Annotated in this window: 14 protein-coding genes and 1 pseudogene; 2 read left to right on the forward strand and 13 right to left on the reverse strand. The window is 71.0% G+C overall.

What is annotated here, in order from left to right; genetic code table 11:
• Positions 1-39: 39 nt before the first annotated feature.
• From ACFYO0_RS13630 to ACFYO0_RS13660, 7 genes are all read right to left on the reverse strand, one after another.
• Positions 40-270: a hypothetical protein gene (locus tag ACFYO0_RS13630; RefSeq protein WP_388674481.1), complete on the reverse strand. Its 231-nt coding sequence runs from the start codon at positions 268-270 to the stop codon at positions 40-42.
• Between the two features lie 93 nt (positions 271-363).
• Entirely contained in the window at positions 364-2,058 is a 1,695-nt protein-coding gene (gene putP, locus ACFYO0_RS13635) for a sodium/proline symporter PutP (RefSeq protein ID WP_388674483.1), read from the reverse strand.
• A 211-nt stretch (positions 2,059-2,269) separates the two neighbouring features.
• Positions 2,270-3,988 carry a PhnE/PtxC family ABC transporter permease gene (locus tag ACFYO0_RS13640; RefSeq protein WP_388674485.1) on the reverse strand — a complete coding sequence of 573 codons (1,719 nt, stop codon included), beginning with the start codon at positions 3,986-3,988 and terminating at the stop codon, positions 2,270-2,272.
• Between the two features lie 113 nt (positions 3,989-4,101).
• Positions 4,102-4,881 (reverse strand): phosphonate ABC transporter ATP-binding protein, encoded by a 780-nt coding sequence (locus ACFYO0_RS13645; RefSeq protein ID WP_388674487.1) that lies wholly within the window; start codon positions 4,879-4,881, stop codon positions 4,102-4,104.
• Positions 4,878-5,795, reverse strand: coding sequence for a putative selenate ABC transporter substrate-binding protein (locus ACFYO0_RS13650; RefSeq protein ID WP_388674489.1), 918 nt, complete (start codon positions 5,793-5,795; stop codon positions 4,878-4,880). Before ACFYO0_RS13650 ends, ACFYO0_RS13645 begins: the two co-directional genes overlap by 4 nt.
• A 72-nt stretch (positions 5,796-5,867) precedes the next feature.
• The gene (locus tag ACFYO0_RS13655) at positions 5,868-6,806 is read right to left on the reverse strand and encodes a DoxX family protein (protein ID WP_388674491.1); all 939 of its coding nucleotides are present in this window, start codon (positions 6,804-6,806) and stop codon (positions 5,868-5,870) included.
• On the reverse strand, positions 6,799-7,923 hold the full coding sequence (locus ACFYO0_RS13660; RefSeq protein WP_388674493.1) for a radical SAM protein: 1,125 nt from the start codon (positions 7,921-7,923) through the stop codon (positions 6,799-6,801). The genes ACFYO0_RS13655 and ACFYO0_RS13660 overlap by 8 nt, the downstream gene beginning before the upstream one ends.
• A gap of 113 nt (positions 7,924-8,036) precedes the next feature.
• Between ACFYO0_RS13660 and ACFYO0_RS13665 the strand changes: the two genes are divergently transcribed.
• Entirely contained in the window at positions 8,037-8,681 is a 645-nt protein-coding gene (locus tag ACFYO0_RS13665) for a class I SAM-dependent methyltransferase (RefSeq protein WP_388674495.1), read from the forward strand.
• 20 nt (positions 8,682-8,701) lie between these two features.
• Here the strand turns inward: ACFYO0_RS13665 and ACFYO0_RS13670 are convergent, their stop codons facing one another.
• The 3 genes from ACFYO0_RS13670 to ACFYO0_RS13680 form a co-directional block, all read right to left on the reverse strand.
• Entirely contained in the window at positions 8,702-10,732 is a 2,031-nt protein-coding gene (locus ACFYO0_RS13670) for an FAD-dependent oxidoreductase (RefSeq protein WP_388674497.1), read from the reverse strand.
• A 361-nt stretch (positions 10,733-11,093) separates the two neighbouring features.
• Positions 11,094-11,777 carry an ABC transporter ATP-binding protein gene (locus ACFYO0_RS13675; RefSeq protein WP_388674499.1) on the reverse strand — a complete coding sequence of 228 codons (684 nt, stop codon included), beginning with the start codon at positions 11,775-11,777 and terminating at the stop codon, positions 11,094-11,096.
• A 41-nt stretch (positions 11,778-11,818) separates the two neighbouring features.
• On the reverse strand, positions 11,819-12,187 hold the full coding sequence (locus ACFYO0_RS13680) for a DUF4333 domain-containing protein (RefSeq protein ID WP_388674501.1): 369 nt from the start codon (positions 12,185-12,187) through the stop codon (positions 11,819-11,821).
• Positions 12,188-12,536: 349 nt separating this feature from the next.
• Here ACFYO0_RS13680 and ACFYO0_RS13685 point away from each other — a divergent pair, with 349 nt between their 5' ends.
• Positions 12,537-14,147: a protein kinase gene (locus tag ACFYO0_RS13685; protein WP_388675427.1), complete on the forward strand. Its 1,611-nt coding sequence runs from the start codon at positions 12,537-12,539 to the stop codon at positions 14,145-14,147.
• On the opposite strand, the pseudogene ACFYO0_RS13690 reads toward ACFYO0_RS13685, so the two are convergent.
• From ACFYO0_RS13690 to ACFYO0_RS13700, 3 genes and pseudogenes are all read right to left on the reverse strand, one after another.
• Positions 14,136-14,582, reverse strand: a pseudogene (locus ACFYO0_RS13690) (hypothetical protein); the annotation flags it as partial. The gene ACFYO0_RS13685 and the pseudogene ACFYO0_RS13690 overlap by 12 nt on opposite strands.
• A gap of 165 nt (positions 14,583-14,747) precedes the next feature.
• A complete protein-coding gene (gene polX, locus ACFYO0_RS13695) occupies positions 14,748-16,496 on the reverse strand; it encodes a DNA polymerase/3'-5' exonuclease PolX (protein ID WP_388674503.1) in 1,749 nt (582 codons plus the stop codon).
• Between the two features lie 152 nt (positions 16,497-16,648).
• On the reverse strand, positions 16,649-17,890 hold the full coding sequence (locus ACFYO0_RS13700) for a TIGR02679 family protein (RefSeq protein ID WP_388674505.1): 1,242 nt from the start codon (positions 17,888-17,890) through the stop codon (positions 16,649-16,651).
• Positions 17,891-17,902: the final 12 nt, after the last annotated feature.

Genomic DNA, 17,902 nt, shown 5'->3' on the forward strand with positions numbered 1-17,902 from the left:
GCCGTGACAGGAAACGCCCCAACGTCAGGGGCGTGGCCCTCAGCGACCACGCGCACCCCCGGCGGGCGGGCCCGGGCGAACGGGCACCTGATTGGGCCCCTGGTTGTACCCACCAGGATCGACGTCGCCGGACGACTCCTCCGATTTCGGCATCCAGGAGATGTCGATGACCCCCACCTCGTCCAACACGCCCAGCACGAGGAACGCGACCCATGCCGCGCAGAACAGGGCAAAAAGGGCCCAACCAAGTAATGGCCATGTGAGCTTCATCAGCGCTTCTCCCCCGTGCGCCAAGAACCGAAAGGTCCCGTATAGATACGGACTGCGCCCCCGCCGGACCGGTTCCCGAGTCAGCGCAAACCGTTACGAGCGCCACCATTCCTGGCCCTGCGGCGCCCCCTGCGAAGCGTCGTAACCCGGCGCCCCGTACGCCCCCGTGCCATAGCCACCCGCCAGACCGTAACCACCCGCCGTGCCATGACCCCCCGCCGTGCCGTACCCGCCCGTCGTGTCGTAAGCCGTCGCCGTCTCCCGCTCCGTCGCCCGCGGCGTCGGCGTCGCGTGCTCCATCGTGCCCTTCCAGGTGCGGGCCGGGGGACGGCCGACGTACGTGCCGAAGACCAGGGCCGCGACGGTGGCGGCGATTACGCCGGGCACCATCTCGTAGATGCCCGTCTCCAGCGGGCCGAGGAGCGGGTCGATGTCGTCCCACAGGAACACGGTCAGCGCGCCGGTCACCATGCCCGCCATCGCTCCGGCCGCCGTCATTCCCGGCCAGTACAGGGACAGGAGGACCACTGGGCCGAAGGCCGCGCCGAATCCGGCCCAGGCGTACGCGACGATGTCGAGCACGGCGCCTCCGCTCAGCGCGATCACGTACGCGACGACCGCCACGGCCACCACGCTCAGCCGTCCGATCAGCAGCAGTGAGGTGTCGGAGACCCGGCGGTTGAGGAACGCCCGGTAGAAGTCCTCGGTGAGGGACGTGGCCGAGACCAGCAGCTGGCTGTCCACCGTGGACTTGATCGCGGCCAGTACCGCGACCAGCAGGATTCCGGCGATCCAGGGGTTGACCAGCCGGGTGGCCAGTTCGATGAAGACCGTCTCGGGGTTGTCGAGCGGGTCGGGGAGCACGGCGATCCCGGCCAGGCCGATGAACGAGGCGCCCGCCAGTACGACGACCACCCAGCTCACGCCCAGTCGGCGGGCCCGCGGTATGTCACCGGCGCTGCGGATGCTCATGAAGCGGCTCAGGATGTGGGGCTGGCCGAAGTAGCCGAGGCCCCAGGCGAGAAGCGAGATCATCGCGACGGTGCCGAGCGGGCCGCCGGTCTTCCAGACGTTGTCCGCGAACGATGCCTCGGCGGCCGGGTCGAGCAGGGCCGGGCTCGCGTCGGTGATCGCGTCGTGCAGGGCGCCGGGGCCGCCGGCCTTCCAGAGGGCGATCAGAGGGAGGGCGATCGCCGCGAGGAACATCAGCGTGCCCTGGATGGAGTGCGTGATGCTCAGGGCCGTGAAACCGCCGAGGATGGTGTAGACGACGATCACCACGGCGAAGATGGTGAGCCCGGTCCCGAAGTCGGAGCCGAAGATCTCGTTGAAGAGGAGGCCGCCGGCGACGAGGCCGCTGGCGACGTAGACGGTGAAGAAGACGACCGTGACGACGGCCGAGAGCGACCGGAGCACGTGACTGCGGTCCTCGAAACGTTCCTCCAGGTACGAGGACAGGGTTACGGAGTTACCGGCCTGCTCGGTGTAGGTGCGCAGCCGGGGCGCGACGAGCCGCCAGTTCAGATACGTACCGATGATCAGGCCGACCGCGATCCATGTCGCCCCTATCCCGGTCATGTACACGGCTCCGGGGAGGCCCAGGAACAGCCAGCCGGACATGTCGCTGGCGCCGGCGGACAGGGCGGCCACCGGGGCGGTGAGCCGGCGTCCGCCGACGGAGAAGTCTTCGAAGGTGCTGGTCTCCCCGTGGGCCATCACCCCGATCATCACCATCGCGATCAGAAACACTCCAAAGGTGATCATGGCTGGGATGGTCAGGGTGATCATGCGTTTCTCCCTGCGATACGGCGGGCCAGGGCATATGCCAAACGTGCGCACAGGCCACTGTTTCGGGCCGGAACGGCGCAGTTTAGGGGCGACGGTCCGTGTCGGCGAGGGCACAGATGAGACAAGCGGCTCCACCGGTTCCGGATTGTGACGGATACGGATGGATACGCGAGTGCGAAGGTTTTTTGAAGATTGTGGAGGTGGGGTGGGCTCAGGTCCGGAGACCTCGGCGCAGTCGGCGGCCCAGCAGCTCGACGCCGACGCTGACCAGGAGTGACGCCAGCAGGACGCTCGTCACCACCTGGAAGTCGAAGGACGCGAGGCGGTCACCGAGGAGGACGCCCAGGCCTGCGGCGCCCACGACGCCGACCACGGCGGTGTCGCGTACGCAGATCTCGAAGCGGTAGAGCGTGTAGGTGATCAGGTGGTTCGCGGACGGCGGGGCCATGGTGGCTACGGACGCGACCGCGCGGGGGACGCCGGAGCCCAGCAGGGAGTCACGGGGGCCCAGGTCCATGGTTTCCCAGGCCTCGGCGACCAGGCGGGCGAGGATGCCGCCGGTGTAGAGGCCGAGGGCGAGGGCGCCGGGCAGTACGCCCGGGAAGAGCGCCAGCAGTGCGACGATCGCCCACACCGTCGGGGGGATCGACCGCAGGATCAGGAGAAGGAGGCGGGTCGTCCACCAGAGAGCCCGCCGCGCCCAGCGCGCCCAGATCCGGCCGTCCGCGCCGCGTCGGCCGGTTCGTGGGCGGGTGGCCCAAGGGCCCACCATCAGGGTGACCACGACCGCCACGACCATGGCGAGCACGGCCATGGCCACCGTGTCGAAGACGGCGCCGGTCAGCGTCCGCCAGCCGCCCTCGGGGAGTGCGGGCGGCCACAGGTCGGCCAGCAGCCGGCCGCCGAGTTCCCGGGTGCGGGCCGAGGCGAGCCCGGCCGGCGAGAGGCCGGACCACCACCAGGCGACCGCGATCGCCGGCACCACCATGGCCAGCGACCAGCGCGTCGTACGGGACAGGCCGCGCGGTGACCGGCCGACCTCGCGGGAGCGCTCACCTCCAAGGGAGCGGGAGCGCTCGCGCCCGACCGACGGGCCCGCCTCTCGGGACGGCTCGTGTACAACCGACCCGCCCGTCTCGCGCGAGCGCTCACGTCCCACGGACCAGTCCGCGCAGGTCACCACCGCGACGTCGGACCGAACACGGCTGCTCCACAGCTCGACGGCCGCCGCGAGGGTCAGCAGGGCCGCGACGAGCGTCCAGACCTCGTCCCAGTTTCGCGACTGAAGGCTCACCGTCAGCTCGAATCCCAGGCCGCCGACGCCCGCGACCCCGAGCACGACCGCGGACCTGAGGGCGCACTCGAACCGGTAGAAGGAGTACGACAGGAGCAGCGGGGCGGTGCCCGGCAGCAGGGCGTAGACCAACGCGGAGCACCGCTTGGCGCCGGCCGCGCGCAGCGAACGCAGCGGGGCGTCCGGCACGGCGTCGAAGGTCTCGCCGAAGACCTGGGCGCTCTGCGCGCCGAAGGGCAGGGCGAGCGCCAGGACGGCGACGAGCGGATCGAGCCCGAGCACGCTGACGAAGAACAGCGCCCACACCAGCTCGTGGACGGAACGGACGGCGACCAGTACGCCGCGCAGGACGAGCCGCCCCGCACGTACAGTCCAGGGAAGTCGGCCACCCCATGCCACATCACTCAGCACCAGGCCGCCGATCAGGCCCAGCACCAGCGCCCCCAACGTCCCGAGCAGCGCCAGGGCCAGCGTCGTCGCCGTCGCCTCCAGCACCACCGAGAGGAACTCGGCCTCCAGGGAGGGGTGCAGCGCACTCGCCGCGACGTCGTCGAGCAGGGCCAGACCGCCTCGGTTGACCAGCTCGGCGCCGGAGGGGACGGCGCGCAGCGTCGCCCAGGCCAGCAGCGCGGCCACGGCGACCAGCGTCACAAGCCTTCGGAGCCGTACCCTCCGACCGCTCACGGCTTTTCGCACCGGCGCGGACGACGACGCGCTCGGTGGCGTTGACGGGGCGTCGAGCTGGAGCGTCATACGAGCTCGTAGAGATCGTGCAGGGCCGAGTCCCGCACCTCGGCGGCCGGGCGGTCGAGGACGATCCGTCCCTCGCGCAGGCCCACCACGCGTGTGCAGTGTTCGCGGGCGAGCGCGGGCTGGTGCAGGCTGACGACCAGCGTCCGCAGGGGCGGTGAGGTAGGAGGGGTACTGGTCGACGAGGTGGTGCCGAGCAGGTCGAGGATCCCCGCGGCCCGTACCGGGTCGAGGCTGGATACCGGCTCGTCGGCCACCACCAGCTCCGGCGACTGCACCAGGAGCCGGGCGATCGCCACCCGCTGCCGCTCACCACCGGAGAGGCGTTCGGTGCGTTCGTGGAGGGCCCAGCCCAGGTCGACCCGGTCGAGCGCGTCCCGGACCACGTCGAGCGAGCGCGGCCAAAGCAGCGAGGCCAGCGCTCGGGCGATGCTCCACTGGCCGAGCCTGCCCGCGTTGACGTTGTGCAGTACCCGGACCTGCTCGATCAGAGCGAGGTGCTGGCTCACCGAACCGATACGCCGCTGAAGGAGCCGGCGCCGCGCGGCAGTCACGCGCGCGAGCTCCTCACCGAAGACCTCCACCGTGCCCGTGGTCGGTTCCAGCGAGCCGTTGAGCAGGGCCAGGAGCGTGCTCTTGCCGGCGCCGCTCGTACCGAGCACCGCGACCCGTTCGCCGGCATGGATCGTCAGGTCCAGCTCGCGCAGCGCCTCGTGCGAGCCGAACCGGTGCCCCGCACCGCGGAGTTGGACGACGGGCACACCTGCCCTCCCGCTCACCGCAGCAGCCTCAGGTCACGGGCCACGTCCTCGATCCGGTCGTACGCCGAGTTCCTGGCCGGTACGAAGGACTTGGCGCCGAAGAGCTTCAGCACCTCGGCATCCTCGGCGTTCCGGTGGTCGAGCCCGAGGAGCAGGTCCAGCACCTTCTTTCGCGTACCGGCGCCGAAGGTGTCGTCGAGATCGGGACGCACGAGCCAGTGGTAGTCGGCGTAGCCGGGGGTGCGCCACAGCACGACCACCTTGCTCAGGTCGGCCTCCTTCGCCTCGACCGTGGCCTTCCACACCTGCTCGTTGACGGCCCCGACCTCGAAGCTGCCCTGGGCGACGACCTCGATGGTGGCGTCGTGGGAGCCGGAGAACCCCGGTTTCCCCCGCAGTTCGCTGGGCTTCAGCCCGGCCTGCCGCATGAAGTACTGGGGCATCAGCCGCCCGGATGTGGACGTCTCGCTGCCGAAGCTGAGCGTGTGCCCCGCGAGGCCGCGCAGGCCGTCGGCCTTGGCGAACGGCCGCAGCCCCGAGTCCTTGTGGGCGATGAACAGGCTGTGGAAGTCGGCGTCGATGTCGCGTTGGGCGATGGCGTCGGCGCCCGGAACGCGCTCGCGTGCCTGTACGCCGGTCAGCCCGCCCATCCAGGCCAGGTGGATGTCGCCGATCTCGAAGGCCCGTACGACGGCGGTGTAGTCGGTGACGGGGCGGTAGGTGACCTTCAGGCCGGTCGCGTCGGCGAACCGCTCGGCCACGGCAGGATAGAGCCGGTTCAGCAACTCGGGGTCCTGATCGGGGATGGCGGAGATCCCGAGTTGTCGCGCACGCGAGCCGTTGCCGCTTCCGCTCGCGCCGCCGCCGCAGGCGCTCAGCAGGGCCGTCGCTCCGGTGGCTCCGGCGCCGAGGAGGAACGTACGACGGGTCATCGGTCGCACAAGGATGGACACTTCTGGCCTTCCTGACGTTGCTGATCGGTCTGGGTGGGCTTGGTGGTGGGCTCAGTCGCGCGGCGACGGCGACGTCCGTCCCTGCGCGGCGGCGACTGTCACGGCGACCACGGCGACGGACAACAGGAAGGCCGCCGAGGTCGCGGTGCCGCCCAGGGAGGGGTCGTTGAAGCCGATCTGGGCGTACAGGGACAGCGCGGCGCCCACCCCGACGAGTGCCGCCGCCCAGCCGAGGAAGGCGACCCGGCCGAGAGTGGCGACGAGCACCAGTGCGCCGGCCACCAGCAGCACGATGCCGCCGACGAGGTTGTACGCGCCGAGGCTGACCGACGGATCGGCGGAACCCAGGACGTAGCCGCGCGGGTCGAGCGGATCGTCGCCGGCCGTGCCCAGCACGGTGACGGCGCCGGCGACCACCGCGACCGCGCCCCACACCAGGCCGAGGCTCCGGGCCGAACCCGTGCGGGAGCGCACCGCGTCGACAGCGAACGCCCGCCCCGCCGAGGAGAACAGGATCACCACATGGCCGCCGGTCATCAGCCAGTACGCCCATGGCCATTCGTGCGGCCCATAGGCGACCGACAGGCCGATGGCCAGGGACTGGGCCACGCCGAGCAGCGCGGCCGGCCGCACCCAGGCACCCGTCAGCAGCAGCACGGCGAGCGCGGTCTCGGAGATCAGCACCCCCCAGCCGAAGACCTCGATATTGGGCAGTACGGCGTGCTCCACGATCCAGCTGTACGGCGGGAGCACCGGGTCGCTCACGGCGAAGGCGGTGAACTTGTAGAGCCCTGTGTTCGTGTCCTCCCCGAAGTCCGGGGGCCGTTTCCACGCCACGTTGTAGAGCCACATGAGCCCGAGCAGGATGCGCAGGAAGGCGGCGGCGACGGCCTGTTGACGAGGGACGGGGTCGGTCGCGGGGGCGAAGAACCAGCGCACGAGCGCGAGTCCGGGCGTACGAGTTCTCTCAGCCTGGGGCGTGTCAGGCACAGCGGAACACCTCGCGTCCCGACCGGTCGGCGGCGTCCTGCACCGCGATCGTGTCCCGTACGACTCCGAAGACCTCGGTGAGCGGCAACGGGGCGTCGGCGATCCGCAGATGCGGGTTGGTGACCGCCACCGGATGCCACCAGGCGCCGTCCACGGTGAGCGTGGGCTCCGGCTCCAGGTTCTCCAGCGCCATATGTACGCCCTGGTCGGCGAAGCCCTCCTGGGCCACCGGCCGGATGATCCGGTCCGGCGGGGCGATGTGAGCGTCGTCGAGGCGCCGGTGCAGCGCCTCGGCGCCCTTCGGGTCCTCGTCGTACAGCGTCGCGGCCACCCGCACCCGGAACCCGAGCGAGCGGGCCAGTTCGATGCCGTCGAACGCCCGCGCCCACGAGCCCGCGCCCCGCTGCCGGTCGTGCAGTTCGGGGGTGGCCGAGTCGAGGCTGATCTGGAGGACGACGTCTCGGTCCAGGCTCTCGAGGGTCTTCCGGCGGGTGCCCTTCGCGTAGATCATTCCGTTGGTCAGTACGGTGCGTTCCAGACCATCCGCCGCGTCGACCAGCGCGCCCAACTCCGGGTGCATGAAGGGCTCGCCGCCGGTGAGGAACACCTCGCGACCGCCCTGGGCCCTGAACTCGTCGAACACCGCGGTGGCGAGGGCCGGTTCGAAGCGCCGGGCGGCGGCCTTCGGGGAGGACTCGGCGCAGCAGTAGCCGCAGGCGAGGTTGCAGTCGAAGTTGGTGTAGATCCACAGCCGCCGGCCTACGGGCGTCCGCGCACCCTGGCTGAAAACGGTGCCCGGCCGCTCCGTACGCCCGCCCTTGTCTCTCCCGCCGGACTTGCTCACGGCGAACCACCATGGCCCCTGGTCCGACTCGGCCACCCGGGTGACGACGTCATGTCCGACCAGCTCGGCCCAGACCGGCAGATCGACGTCGACGCTCGCCTCCGCGCTGCGCACCCCGAGCAGCTGACCGGGCTGCAGCCGCCGCATCGCGCGTGTGATCAGCAGCAGCAGACCGCTGCCGCAGTCCATGTCGCCGCCGTCGACCAGAGCGTCGATTTCACCGAGGGGATTCGACGGACTCGGCACCCGATCCACACCTGTCACTTCGACCATGCTTCCGACCGTAGCCACGACCGGGCAGGACAGGCAGTGGCTGGATCCTTACCGAACCATGACGACGCCCGTCCGTGGTGCCGAGGCCCACCCATCGGGTCTACGGTCGAACCATGACCGACCACGGCATCCAGCGCCCCGACGACCCGGCGGCCCGGACGGAGTTCTGGGAAGGGGTCCACCACAGCAAGGACGTCGACGGAGTCTCCTGGTGGCAGTCGGTCCCGGGACTCTCCCTGGGCCTGGTCGACAAGGCCGGACTCGGCCTCGACGAGCCGATCATCGACGTGGGCGCCGGCTGGTCGACCCTGGTGGACCACCTGCTCGAACGCGGCTACCGCGACCTGACGGCCGTGGACCTGTCCACCACAGCCCTCCAGACGGTCCGCGACCGCCTCGGCCCGGCAGGCGCGGACGTCACCCTCACCGTGGCGGACGTACTGGACCTGCGCATGGGCCGCGAGTACGCGTTGTGGCACGACCGCGCCGTCTACCACTTCCTCACCGAGCCCGACGAACGCGCCGACTACCTGACCTCCCTGAACCGCTCCCTGCACCCGGGTGGCCGGCTCGTAGTGGCGACCTTCGGCCCTGACGGCCCGACCACCTGCAGCGGCCTCCCGATCGTCCGCTACACCCACACGGAGCTGGCCGACGAGTTCCCCGGCTACGAACTCGTCGACACCGCAGGCGAAGAACATGTCACCCCCTGGGGCACGTCCCAGCAGTTCACGGCGATCCTGATGCGCCGCCGCTGAGTGCACTGTCCTGCCAGTAGTCACGTCATGTGCACCTCGAGCGCCGCCCGTACGCCCGACTCCAGCGCCCCCTCGATCCACGACGGCTTCACCGACGTGTGGTCGCCGGCGAAGTGGAGGGGACCTTCGGGAGCACGGATGGCGGCGAGGAGTTCGGTGTGCTGGCCGGGCAGGAGAACGGACGCCTCGCCGTACGCGTACGGATCGCGGAGCCAGCTCTGCGTGCGGCCCGCCCCCGTGTAGAAGACCTCGACGCGCCGGCCGTACACCTGCTGGAGCCCGCGCAGCGCATGCGGATAGCGGGCGTCGTCGTCGAGGGAGTCCCAGCGGGAGGCGTCGTCGGCCCAGCTGTAGGAGGCGAGGACGACGCCGCCCTTGCTGCCGGGGACCGGGTGGGAGGGGTTGATCATGAAGCGGTTGGAGTTGTCGGAGACGGAGCCGCCGCCGATGATGTGCGCCGCCTCGGGCTGGTCGCGGCCGGCCCAGCGGTTGGCCGCGTAGTGGGCGCGCTGCGCGTCGCTGATGTGCCCGTCCGGGACGGAGGGGTGCGCGCCCAGCAGACTCCCGTCGGCGGGCGCCTTGCCTTGGCGGTAGTCGTCGTACAGCCCGGGGCGTACGGCGTTGAGCTCCCGCTTCCAGTCACCTTCGTCGAACTCCCACCAGCGGCGGGCGAATTCGAGCAGCACCTTGGTCGCGCTGTCGTAGTGCAGCTCGGCGACGGCACGGCGTTTGCCGTACGACATCAGCGGCCTGACCTGCACCTGCCGCAGCCCGGAGAACGGCACGGTGACGATCGCGAGGTCGCCGGTGAACTCCTCCCGTACGACCCTGCCGTCCCGCCCCTCGGACACCGTGTCGATCCATACGTGCGGGCCACCGGCGCGGACATGTGACGGGTCGTTGTGCCGGTCCGGATCCCAGTACTCGATGTGCGTCGCACGCCGGTCGAGACGCAGCAGGTCGCGTACTTCCCGCAGCAGCGCGTCCGGGAGCGTGGCCGTACCTCCGGCCAGCTCCCAGAACTCGGTGTCCGGGCTGATCAGCGACTGGCTGATGAAGCTGTGGACGAAGGACAGCGGCAGCCGTGAGGTCAGGTTCTCCAGGGTGCCGACCAGGTCGATGGTGCGCTCGTCGAGACCTGCCCGCTCGGTCAGGAACCGGTACATGGACCAGTCGCCGTACCGCTGGATCACCCGCGCCCAGCCCCGCACCCGCTCGGGCATGGGCTTGTCGACGCGCTTGCCGTCAGGACCGGCCGTGCTGAACTCGTCGCGGACGGGGTCGAGGGCGTCGCGCAGGATCTTGCCGGACGGCGTGTCCCAGTACTTGCGCGGCACCCCGAAGGACCGGTTGACCTTTCGCGGCGCCTTGGCGTACTCGGAGCGGCGTACGCGGATGCCGTTGACGTGCAGCCAGGCATGGTTGACGGCCTTGCCCTCGCCGTCGACGTCCACGAGGTGGAACCGCCGCTTTTCGAGGCCCAGTTGGCCGATGAGGCTCATCACCAGCGGATGGCTGCCGGGAATGCGCATGGCACCGGCCTCGGCGTACTGCCGCGCATCGGCGAACGGCTGCGCCGCCTGCTCGTGCCCGCCAGCACGGAAGGTCTTGATCCGGCCGCCGACACGGTTGCCGTTGGCCTCCAGCAACGTGACCTCGTGCCCGGCCCGCTTGAGCAGCCAGGCCGCCACAAGCCCGGCCGGGCCCGCACCGACCACCAGAATCTTCTTGGCCCCCTTGGTCTTCGGGCGGGGCAGACCGGAGCCGAGGATCTTCTTGTACGTCGGCACCAGCGGCCGGTTGTCGTCGTCGACCACCAGCAGCGCGCGGGCGACGGCGAGACAGGTGGCCCGGTCGGCGGTGGATCTCGGCGGGCAGGGCGCCTGTCGAGGCTCGGATGGCGCGTGTTGAGGGTGGGCGGGCGCCGCGACGGCCTCGCCCGCTGTGGCCGGACCGAGCGCCGTCACGGTCGCGGCGGCACCGACCACGGCCGTGAACTGCCGCCGGGGGAAAGGACGATGGGGACTGGCTGCGGTGCGGAGTTCATCCATACGTCCTGGATAGGCGCCCTGGCGCACGCCCGACAGCGCGATCCCAGTTGATCACCTGAACGTGCGAGCGCAGGGGGTGCGACCACTGCCGTGCCCACCGCGCGAGCGCATGTGACGCCTCGTCACGCCCCCGAACACACCACCGACCGGGCACCCGGAGGTTTGCACCCGCGGCCGGCCAGGCTCGAGGCGGGGCGTACCGCGTGCTGCGCGGGCGTACCGAGGGGAACCCCAACCTCCGTGTTGGAGTGCGAGTTGACGCGGCAACCGTGACGGGACTGCGGGGGCAAGGGCCCCCGCAGTCCGCGACGGATGGCGGGGTCGGGCGACCGGATACGGGCGGTATCCGGGAGGGGTCGGCTCAAGCGACCGTGTACTGGCTGTAGTTGCTGATCCGGCCGTCCCGTACCTGGAGGATCCGGTGGCAGTGGGCGGCGACGTCCGCGTCGTGCGTGACCATCACGAGGGCGGCGCCCTGGGCGCGGGTGACGGAGGTCAGCAGCTGGATGACCTCGGTGCTGGTGTTCTGGTCCAGTGCGCCGGTCGGCTCGTCGGCGAACACCACGTCCGGTTCGACGACGAGCGCGCGGGCGATGGCGACGCGCTGTGCCTGGCCGCCGGACAGTTGCCCGGGGCGGCGGCGCTCCAGACCCTCGAGGCCGAGCGACGCGAACCAGCGGCGGGCCCGCTCGACGGCTGCCTTACGGGGTACGCCCTCCAGCATCAGCGGCAGCGCGGCGTTCTCCTCTGCGGGCAGCTCCGGCAGCAGCTGGCCGAACTGGAAGACGAAGCCGAAGCGCTTGCGGCGCAGGGCGCTGAGCCGGTTCTCGCCGAGGTTGTCGATGCGCTCGCCGCCCAGCAGCACCTGGCCGCCTTCCGGGCGGATGACGCCGGCGAGGACATGGAGGAGCGTCGACTTGCCGGAGCCGGACGGGCCCATGATCGCCAGTGAGTCGCGCTCGCGGACCTCCACGTCCACGCCCGCGAGGGCCGTGGTGGAGCCGTACTTCTTGGTGAGGCCGTGACCGGCCAGGACGGTGCTCATGATGTGTCTGCCTTCTCTCGGATGGCTTCTCGGCCGGCTTCTCAGCGCTCGAACTTCCAGGTGACGGAGGAGTCCGCCGCCTTCACCACGGTCACGGGAATGGACACGCTCTCGCCGCCGTCGCCCTTGCCGGTGCAGGTCACCTTCGTCCCGGCGACGGCCTTGAGGTCCGGGCAGCGCACCTTGGACACCTCGCTGCCGACCCAGGGCAGCGGGTGGTACTTGTTCTGGGTGCGGGCGGCGACGATGGTGCCGTCCAGCGCCTCGTGACCGTCCACCTTCGCGTCCAGCACCGGGTGGTCGAGGCCGGTGGTGGACTCGGTGCCGGACAGCAGATAGGTGCCGACACCGCCGACGGCGACCACGGCGGTCGCCCCGCCGATGAGGCTGACGAGAAGGTTGCGCTGCATCAGGTACTCCTGAAGTCGGAGGAGTGGGGCCCCAGTTGGCCTGATGACAGGTCACTGTCGGCCGTGGTGGGGAGGAAGTGGCTCCAGCCTCGCCCGCGGGCCCGGGCGCGCGCCTCGGCCGAACGGTCAGAAGGGCCAGGCTCGCGCGGCGGCTCCTCGGCCATTCGGCCGAGGCCGGTGCCGACGACCCGCACTTGCGGTGACTGCGAAGCCCTGACGGTCGCGGGAGCCCGCCGGTTGCGTGCTGTTGGCCACGTGCTCACGGTCGTCGCCCCGTCATGCGCGACAGCTATCGTGGCGGAGCAAATCGAACGTGATGTACGTGAGCAAACTTGGCGGAGGCTGGGACGTGTCGGACGAGGGACGGCTCGTTGCCGGGCGGTACCGGCTGGCCGAGCGGATCGGCCGTGGTGGCATGGGCACGGTGTGGCGCGCCGAGGACGAGGTCCTGGGCCGCCAGATCGCGCTGAAGCAACTGCACGCGCACCACCACCTGTCCGACGACGAACTGGCCACGCTGTACGAGCGCATGCGGCGCGAGGCGCGCAGTGCGGCCCGGATCGCCCATCCCAACGTGGTCGTCGTGCACGACGTCGTGGACGACGGAGGGCTCCCCTGCATCGTCATGGAGTACGTGCCCTCGGTCACACTCGGCGACGTACTCAAGAGCGACCGGACCCTGTCGCCCGAGGAGGCGGCCCGGATCGGCCTGGGCATGATCGCCGCCCTGCGCGCCGCCCACGCCGCCGGAGTCCTGCACCGCGACGTCAAGCCCGGCAACGTACTGCTCGCCTCCGACGACCGCGTGGTCCTCACGGACTTCGGCATCGCGATGACGGACGGCACCTCGACGCTGACGAAGACCGGCGAGATGGTCGGCTCGATCGACTACATGGCGCCCGAGCGGATGCGGGGCCTCACCCCCGGACCGGCCTCGGACCTGTGGGCGCTGGGCGCCACCCTCCACCAGGCGATGGAGGGACGGCCACCGTTCCGCAAGGACACGGCGATGGAGACGGCGTACGCCATCGCCACCGACCCCCTGGGACCGATGACGCAGGCCGGTCCGCTGGAACCGCTCATCGGGGCATTGCTGGTCAAGGACCCGGACGAGCGGCCTTCGGCGGAGCAGACGGAGCGGGCGCTGCGGACGATACGGGCCGGGGAGCCGACGGAGGTGCGTCGGGCTGCGGCGTTCGCGGGGACGCGGACGGGCTCGGTCACTGGTTCGACGGCAGGTTCGGTGACGGGCTCAGCGGGCGGTCAGGTCCGGGGGCCGGACGCGTCAGGGGTGCCGGACGCGCCGGGCGTACCCGGCAGGGCCGACGACGGCAGGGCCGGCCGCGCCCGGAGCCGCAAGCGCCGCGCCCTGCTCTGGAGCACCCTGGCGACGGCGGTGGTGGGCGCGGCCGTGGCAGGCACCCTCTACGCGACGACGTACGGGGGCGGGGCGACCGATGACGGCGCGCGGAACCCCGGTCCGAGCGCCGCACCGACGTACAAGCCCCCGCCGATGCCCGAGGGCTACCACCTGGTCCGCGACAAGCGCCTCGGCGTCGCCTTCCCCGTGCCGGACGGCTGGAAGGTCACCACGAAAACCACCGAAGAGATCACCTACGCGGACCCGACCAAGCTGGCCGGCATCACGGTAGGCGTCGTGGACCCCGCCGGCTCCCACCCCGTCGAGCACTTCAAGAACATCGAGGCCAACACCAAGGTCAACTACCCGACGTCGTACCGGAAGCTGCGCATGCAGAAGACCTCGTTCCGTGGACAGCCCGCGGCGGTTTGGGAGTTCACGTTCCAGGGCCGCGCCCGGGCGTTCCGCGCCATCGACCTCGGCTACGGCCGGGAGGGCGCCAAGGAGTACGACATCTACCTCTCGGCCCCGGACGCCCAATGGGCCACCTACCGCCCCGTCTTCGACAAGGTCAGGAACGGCTTCACCACGACGGGCTGAGGCGAACACGTACAGCCGCAGCACCAGGAAGCGCCCGGTTCCGGCGAGCCCGGAAGCACTGAGGTACACGGCCTGCTCGGTCAGCATCCCGGGTGACGACTGCACCATGTGGAGGCCGAACATCGCCGCGCAGGTCACCAGATAGGCCGCCGTGGCCGACCCCGCGGACTGCCAGTGCTGACGCCGTCCGGCCCGCCGTCCGGCCCCGAAGGTGAAGCGCGCGTGCAGCTCCGTGCACAGGAGGGTGGAGCCGACGGTGATCAGGGCGTTCGCCACCGCCCAGGGCATCAGCGCGGCCAGCAGGCCCACGGCACCACTGGAGAGGATCCCGACCCCGCCGCCGCACAGGACGAACCGGGCGAAGGAAGCGATGGGGCCGGGGGTTACGGGGGATACGGATGCGGCCGAACTCGGGCGTATGTCGGCCGCGTTCATGGCGGTTTCCTTCCGGCAGGTGGGAGCGGTGAACACCTGGGATCAACTGCTCCAACCCTGCCGCCACCGGCTCACGAGCACGATGACGCCCACTCCCGAACCGAAGGTAGGGCTGGCTCCACCATGAGGGCGGGGGCTGCGCCGCCCACGACGTCCGCGATCGCGTCAGCGACCCGCCGCCTCCTTGCGCAGGAACCGCCGCAGCCGGGCCTCCGGCCACGTGTTGATCACGTCGTCCTTGGTGAGCCAGCCCCGCTGTGCCGTGCCCACGCCGTAACGCATGTTGGCCAGGTGGAGAGTGGCATGGGCGTCGCTGTCGACGGCGAACTTCACCCCGTGCCGCCGTGCCCGCAGGATGTCCTCGTCCCGCAGGTCGAGCCGGTCCGGATGGGCGTTGATCTCCAGGGCTGTGCCGGTGCGCGCGCAGGCGGCGAAGACCGCGTCGAGGTCGGCGTCGATGCCCGGCCGTTTGCCGATGATGCGGGTCGTGGGGTGGCCGATGATGTTCACGTACGGGTTCTCGCAGGCCCGGACGAGGCGTCGGGTCAGCGCCTCGCGCCCCTGGTTGAAATGCGAGTGCACGGAGGCCACGCACAGGTCGAAGCCGGAGAGGAAGTCCGCGGGCCAGTCCACGTCTCCCTCGGGATCGATGTTCAGCTCGGCTCCGTGCAGCAGGCGCAGACCGCCGCGCCGCCCCCTTGTGCGATACGTGCCGTCCAGCTCCCGTACGCGCTCCCGCTGCGCCAGCATCCGTTCGTCGGTCATCCGCTGCATGTAGAGGTTCGGTCCGTGGTCGGTGATCGCGAAGTACGCGTAACCGCGTCCGGCCGCCGCCTCGATCATCTCCTCCAACGGCGCGAGTCCGTCGGTGAGGTCGGTGTGCGTGTGCAGGTCGCCCTTGATGTCCGGCTCCTCGACCAGGTCGGGCAGTTCACCGTGCAGCCCCGCCTCGATCTCGCCGCGGTCCTCGCGCAGCGTCGGCGGGATCCACGGCAGGCCGAGCCGGGCGTACACCTCCTCCTCGGTCTCGGAGACGATCTTCTCCCCGCTCTCGGCGTCGAACAGCCCGTACTCGGAGAGCTTGAGCTTCTGGTGCACGGCCCGTTCGCGGGTGCGGATGTTGTGGGCCTTCGAGCCGGTGAAGTACTGCAGGGCCGCTCCCCACGAGTCCGGCGGTACGACGCGAAGGTCCACGGACAGGCCCTTGGTGGTGCGGATCGACGTCTTCTTCTCGCCGTGCGCGATGACTTCGGAGACGTAGGGCAGCTCGGTGAACGCCCGCATCAGCCGCGCCGAACTCCCCGCCGCGGCGAGCACGTCGATGTCGCCGATCGTCTCGCGGAAGCGGCGCAGCGAACCAGCGTAGGTGCACCGCCGGCAGCCGGTGACCCGGGACAGCTCGGTGACGATGTCGTCGGCGAGGTCCATGGCGACGTCGAGCAGGACACGGTCGCCGGAGGACTGGAGGAGTTCGATGCCGTGGAGGATGTTCTCCTCCGTCTTCGGACCGAAGCCCTTCAGGTCGCGCAGTCGTTCCTCGTGGATGGCGTCGGCCAGCTCCTCGACGGAGGAGATGCCCAGCTCCTCGTACAGCACGCAGGCCTTCTTCGGGCCGAGCGTGGGGATGGCCGTCAGCCGCCGGACCCCGGCGGGGATCTTCGCCCGCAGCTGCTCGACGGCGGACACGCTGCCGCTCTGGAAGTACTCGACGATCTTCTCGGCGGTCGACTTGCCGACGTTGGGGATCTCCTGGAGGCCCTTGGTGTCGAGGGTGGACACGTCGGCGTGGAAGCCGCCGATCGAGCGCGCGGCCTTCTCGTAGACGCGCATCCTGTACGCGTCTCCTCCGGTGATCGAGATCAGATCCGCGTACTCCTGGAAGAGCGCGGCGACCTCGTCGTTGGAACGGGCCACACCTCCAGGGTAGGCACGCGCGTCGCGTGATCACGTCCGGTGCGGTACCGCGCGCACTTGAGGGGCCGCAGCCCCCGATAGGGGCGCGGGGCTGTATCCATTTGCGGCTCCGCCGCGCGGGCGCGACCAGCCCCCACCGACCCGCGGGTTCATCACTGTGTTTCCAACGGAACGCTCAGGTCCTCGAGGAGGGCATCGGCGACCATTTCCTCCAGTACGGACGTGCCGTGTTCGGCCATCGCGGGGGTCAGCCCCGGGTCCCACGGGGCCTCGGTCAGCCTGCCCGGAGGAGGTCCGTGCGGGGCACGGGCGAGGGCCCGGCGGTAGTCCTCGGTGGTCATGCGCCAGGGGGTGGCGGGCGTCTTGTCCAGGATGTACGCGGCGATGCGTACGCCCTCGCCGTCGAAGTCACCGTGGTAACGCAGGGCGGCTCCCTGGTCGGCGAGCATCCGCAGCAGATGGACGGCCGCGCTGTTGGGCCATCCCGAGGTACACACCAGGGGCGGGCAGCGCGGGCCGAAGCGGCGCAGGGCGAGGGCCAGGACGCTGGGGTTCTCCGTGATGTGCACGGGTACGGCAGCCGGGAAGCCGAAGTCCCCCGCAGCGGACCGGAGTTGGGCCAAGGTGAGAGACGCCGCGTGTCCGGAGTCCGCGCAGAGGCCCGTGATACGGCTGAGCAGGCCGTCCCCGGCGGGGCGGAGCCCGGCGGCGAGGACGGTGGCGGAGAGTTCGTCGTCGGCGATGCCCGCACGGGCCCAGAGCGTACGTCGCTGCCGGGCGCTGTCCGGTGCGTCGATGCCGTAGATCGCCGACAAGGCCCGTAGGACGAGGGTGGACAGCCGGGTGCCGTCGTCGAGGGCGTGGGAGTCGCCGTGCAGCAGGCGTGCCGCGAAGACCGACAGCGGCTCTCCTTCGGCGGGCAGGGCGGCCAGCACCGCCAGCGCCGAAGCGAGCAGGTCACGGGTGCGGGCGACCGAGCCGTCGACGAGGCCGACGCTTCGGCAGTACGCGGCCCAGTCGGCGAGCGCCGGCTGCGAACGCACCGTCTCGTGGGCTGCCAGCCAGGTCCACAGCGCCGCCCGTTCCCCCTGCTCGCGCTGCCGCTCGGCCGCGCGGTCGTCCAGCGGGCCGACGAGATCGGCGACGACCTCGCGCACCGTACGGCCGTCGACCTCGGCGACCGCCTCTTCGAGGCGGGCGAGCGCCACGAAGGGCCGGGCGTCGGGGAGCCGGTCGAGGCCCAGCAGGTCGGCCAGCGCCGCCCGCTGGCCGTCGTCCAGCAGGCCGATGCGCACCCGGCTGACGGGCCGCCCGGAGGACAGCCGGTCATGGACAGCCAGCCAGAGGGGACGCAGCTCGGGGCGCCGCAGTACACCGCTCCTTGCGCCGCTCACGGGGCGGCTCCC

The sequence above is a fragment of the Streptomyces sp. NPDC006365 genome, from assembly GCF_042870755.1.
Lineage (GTDB): Bacteria > Actinomycetota > Actinomycetes > Streptomycetales > Streptomycetaceae > Streptomyces > Streptomyces xiangluensis.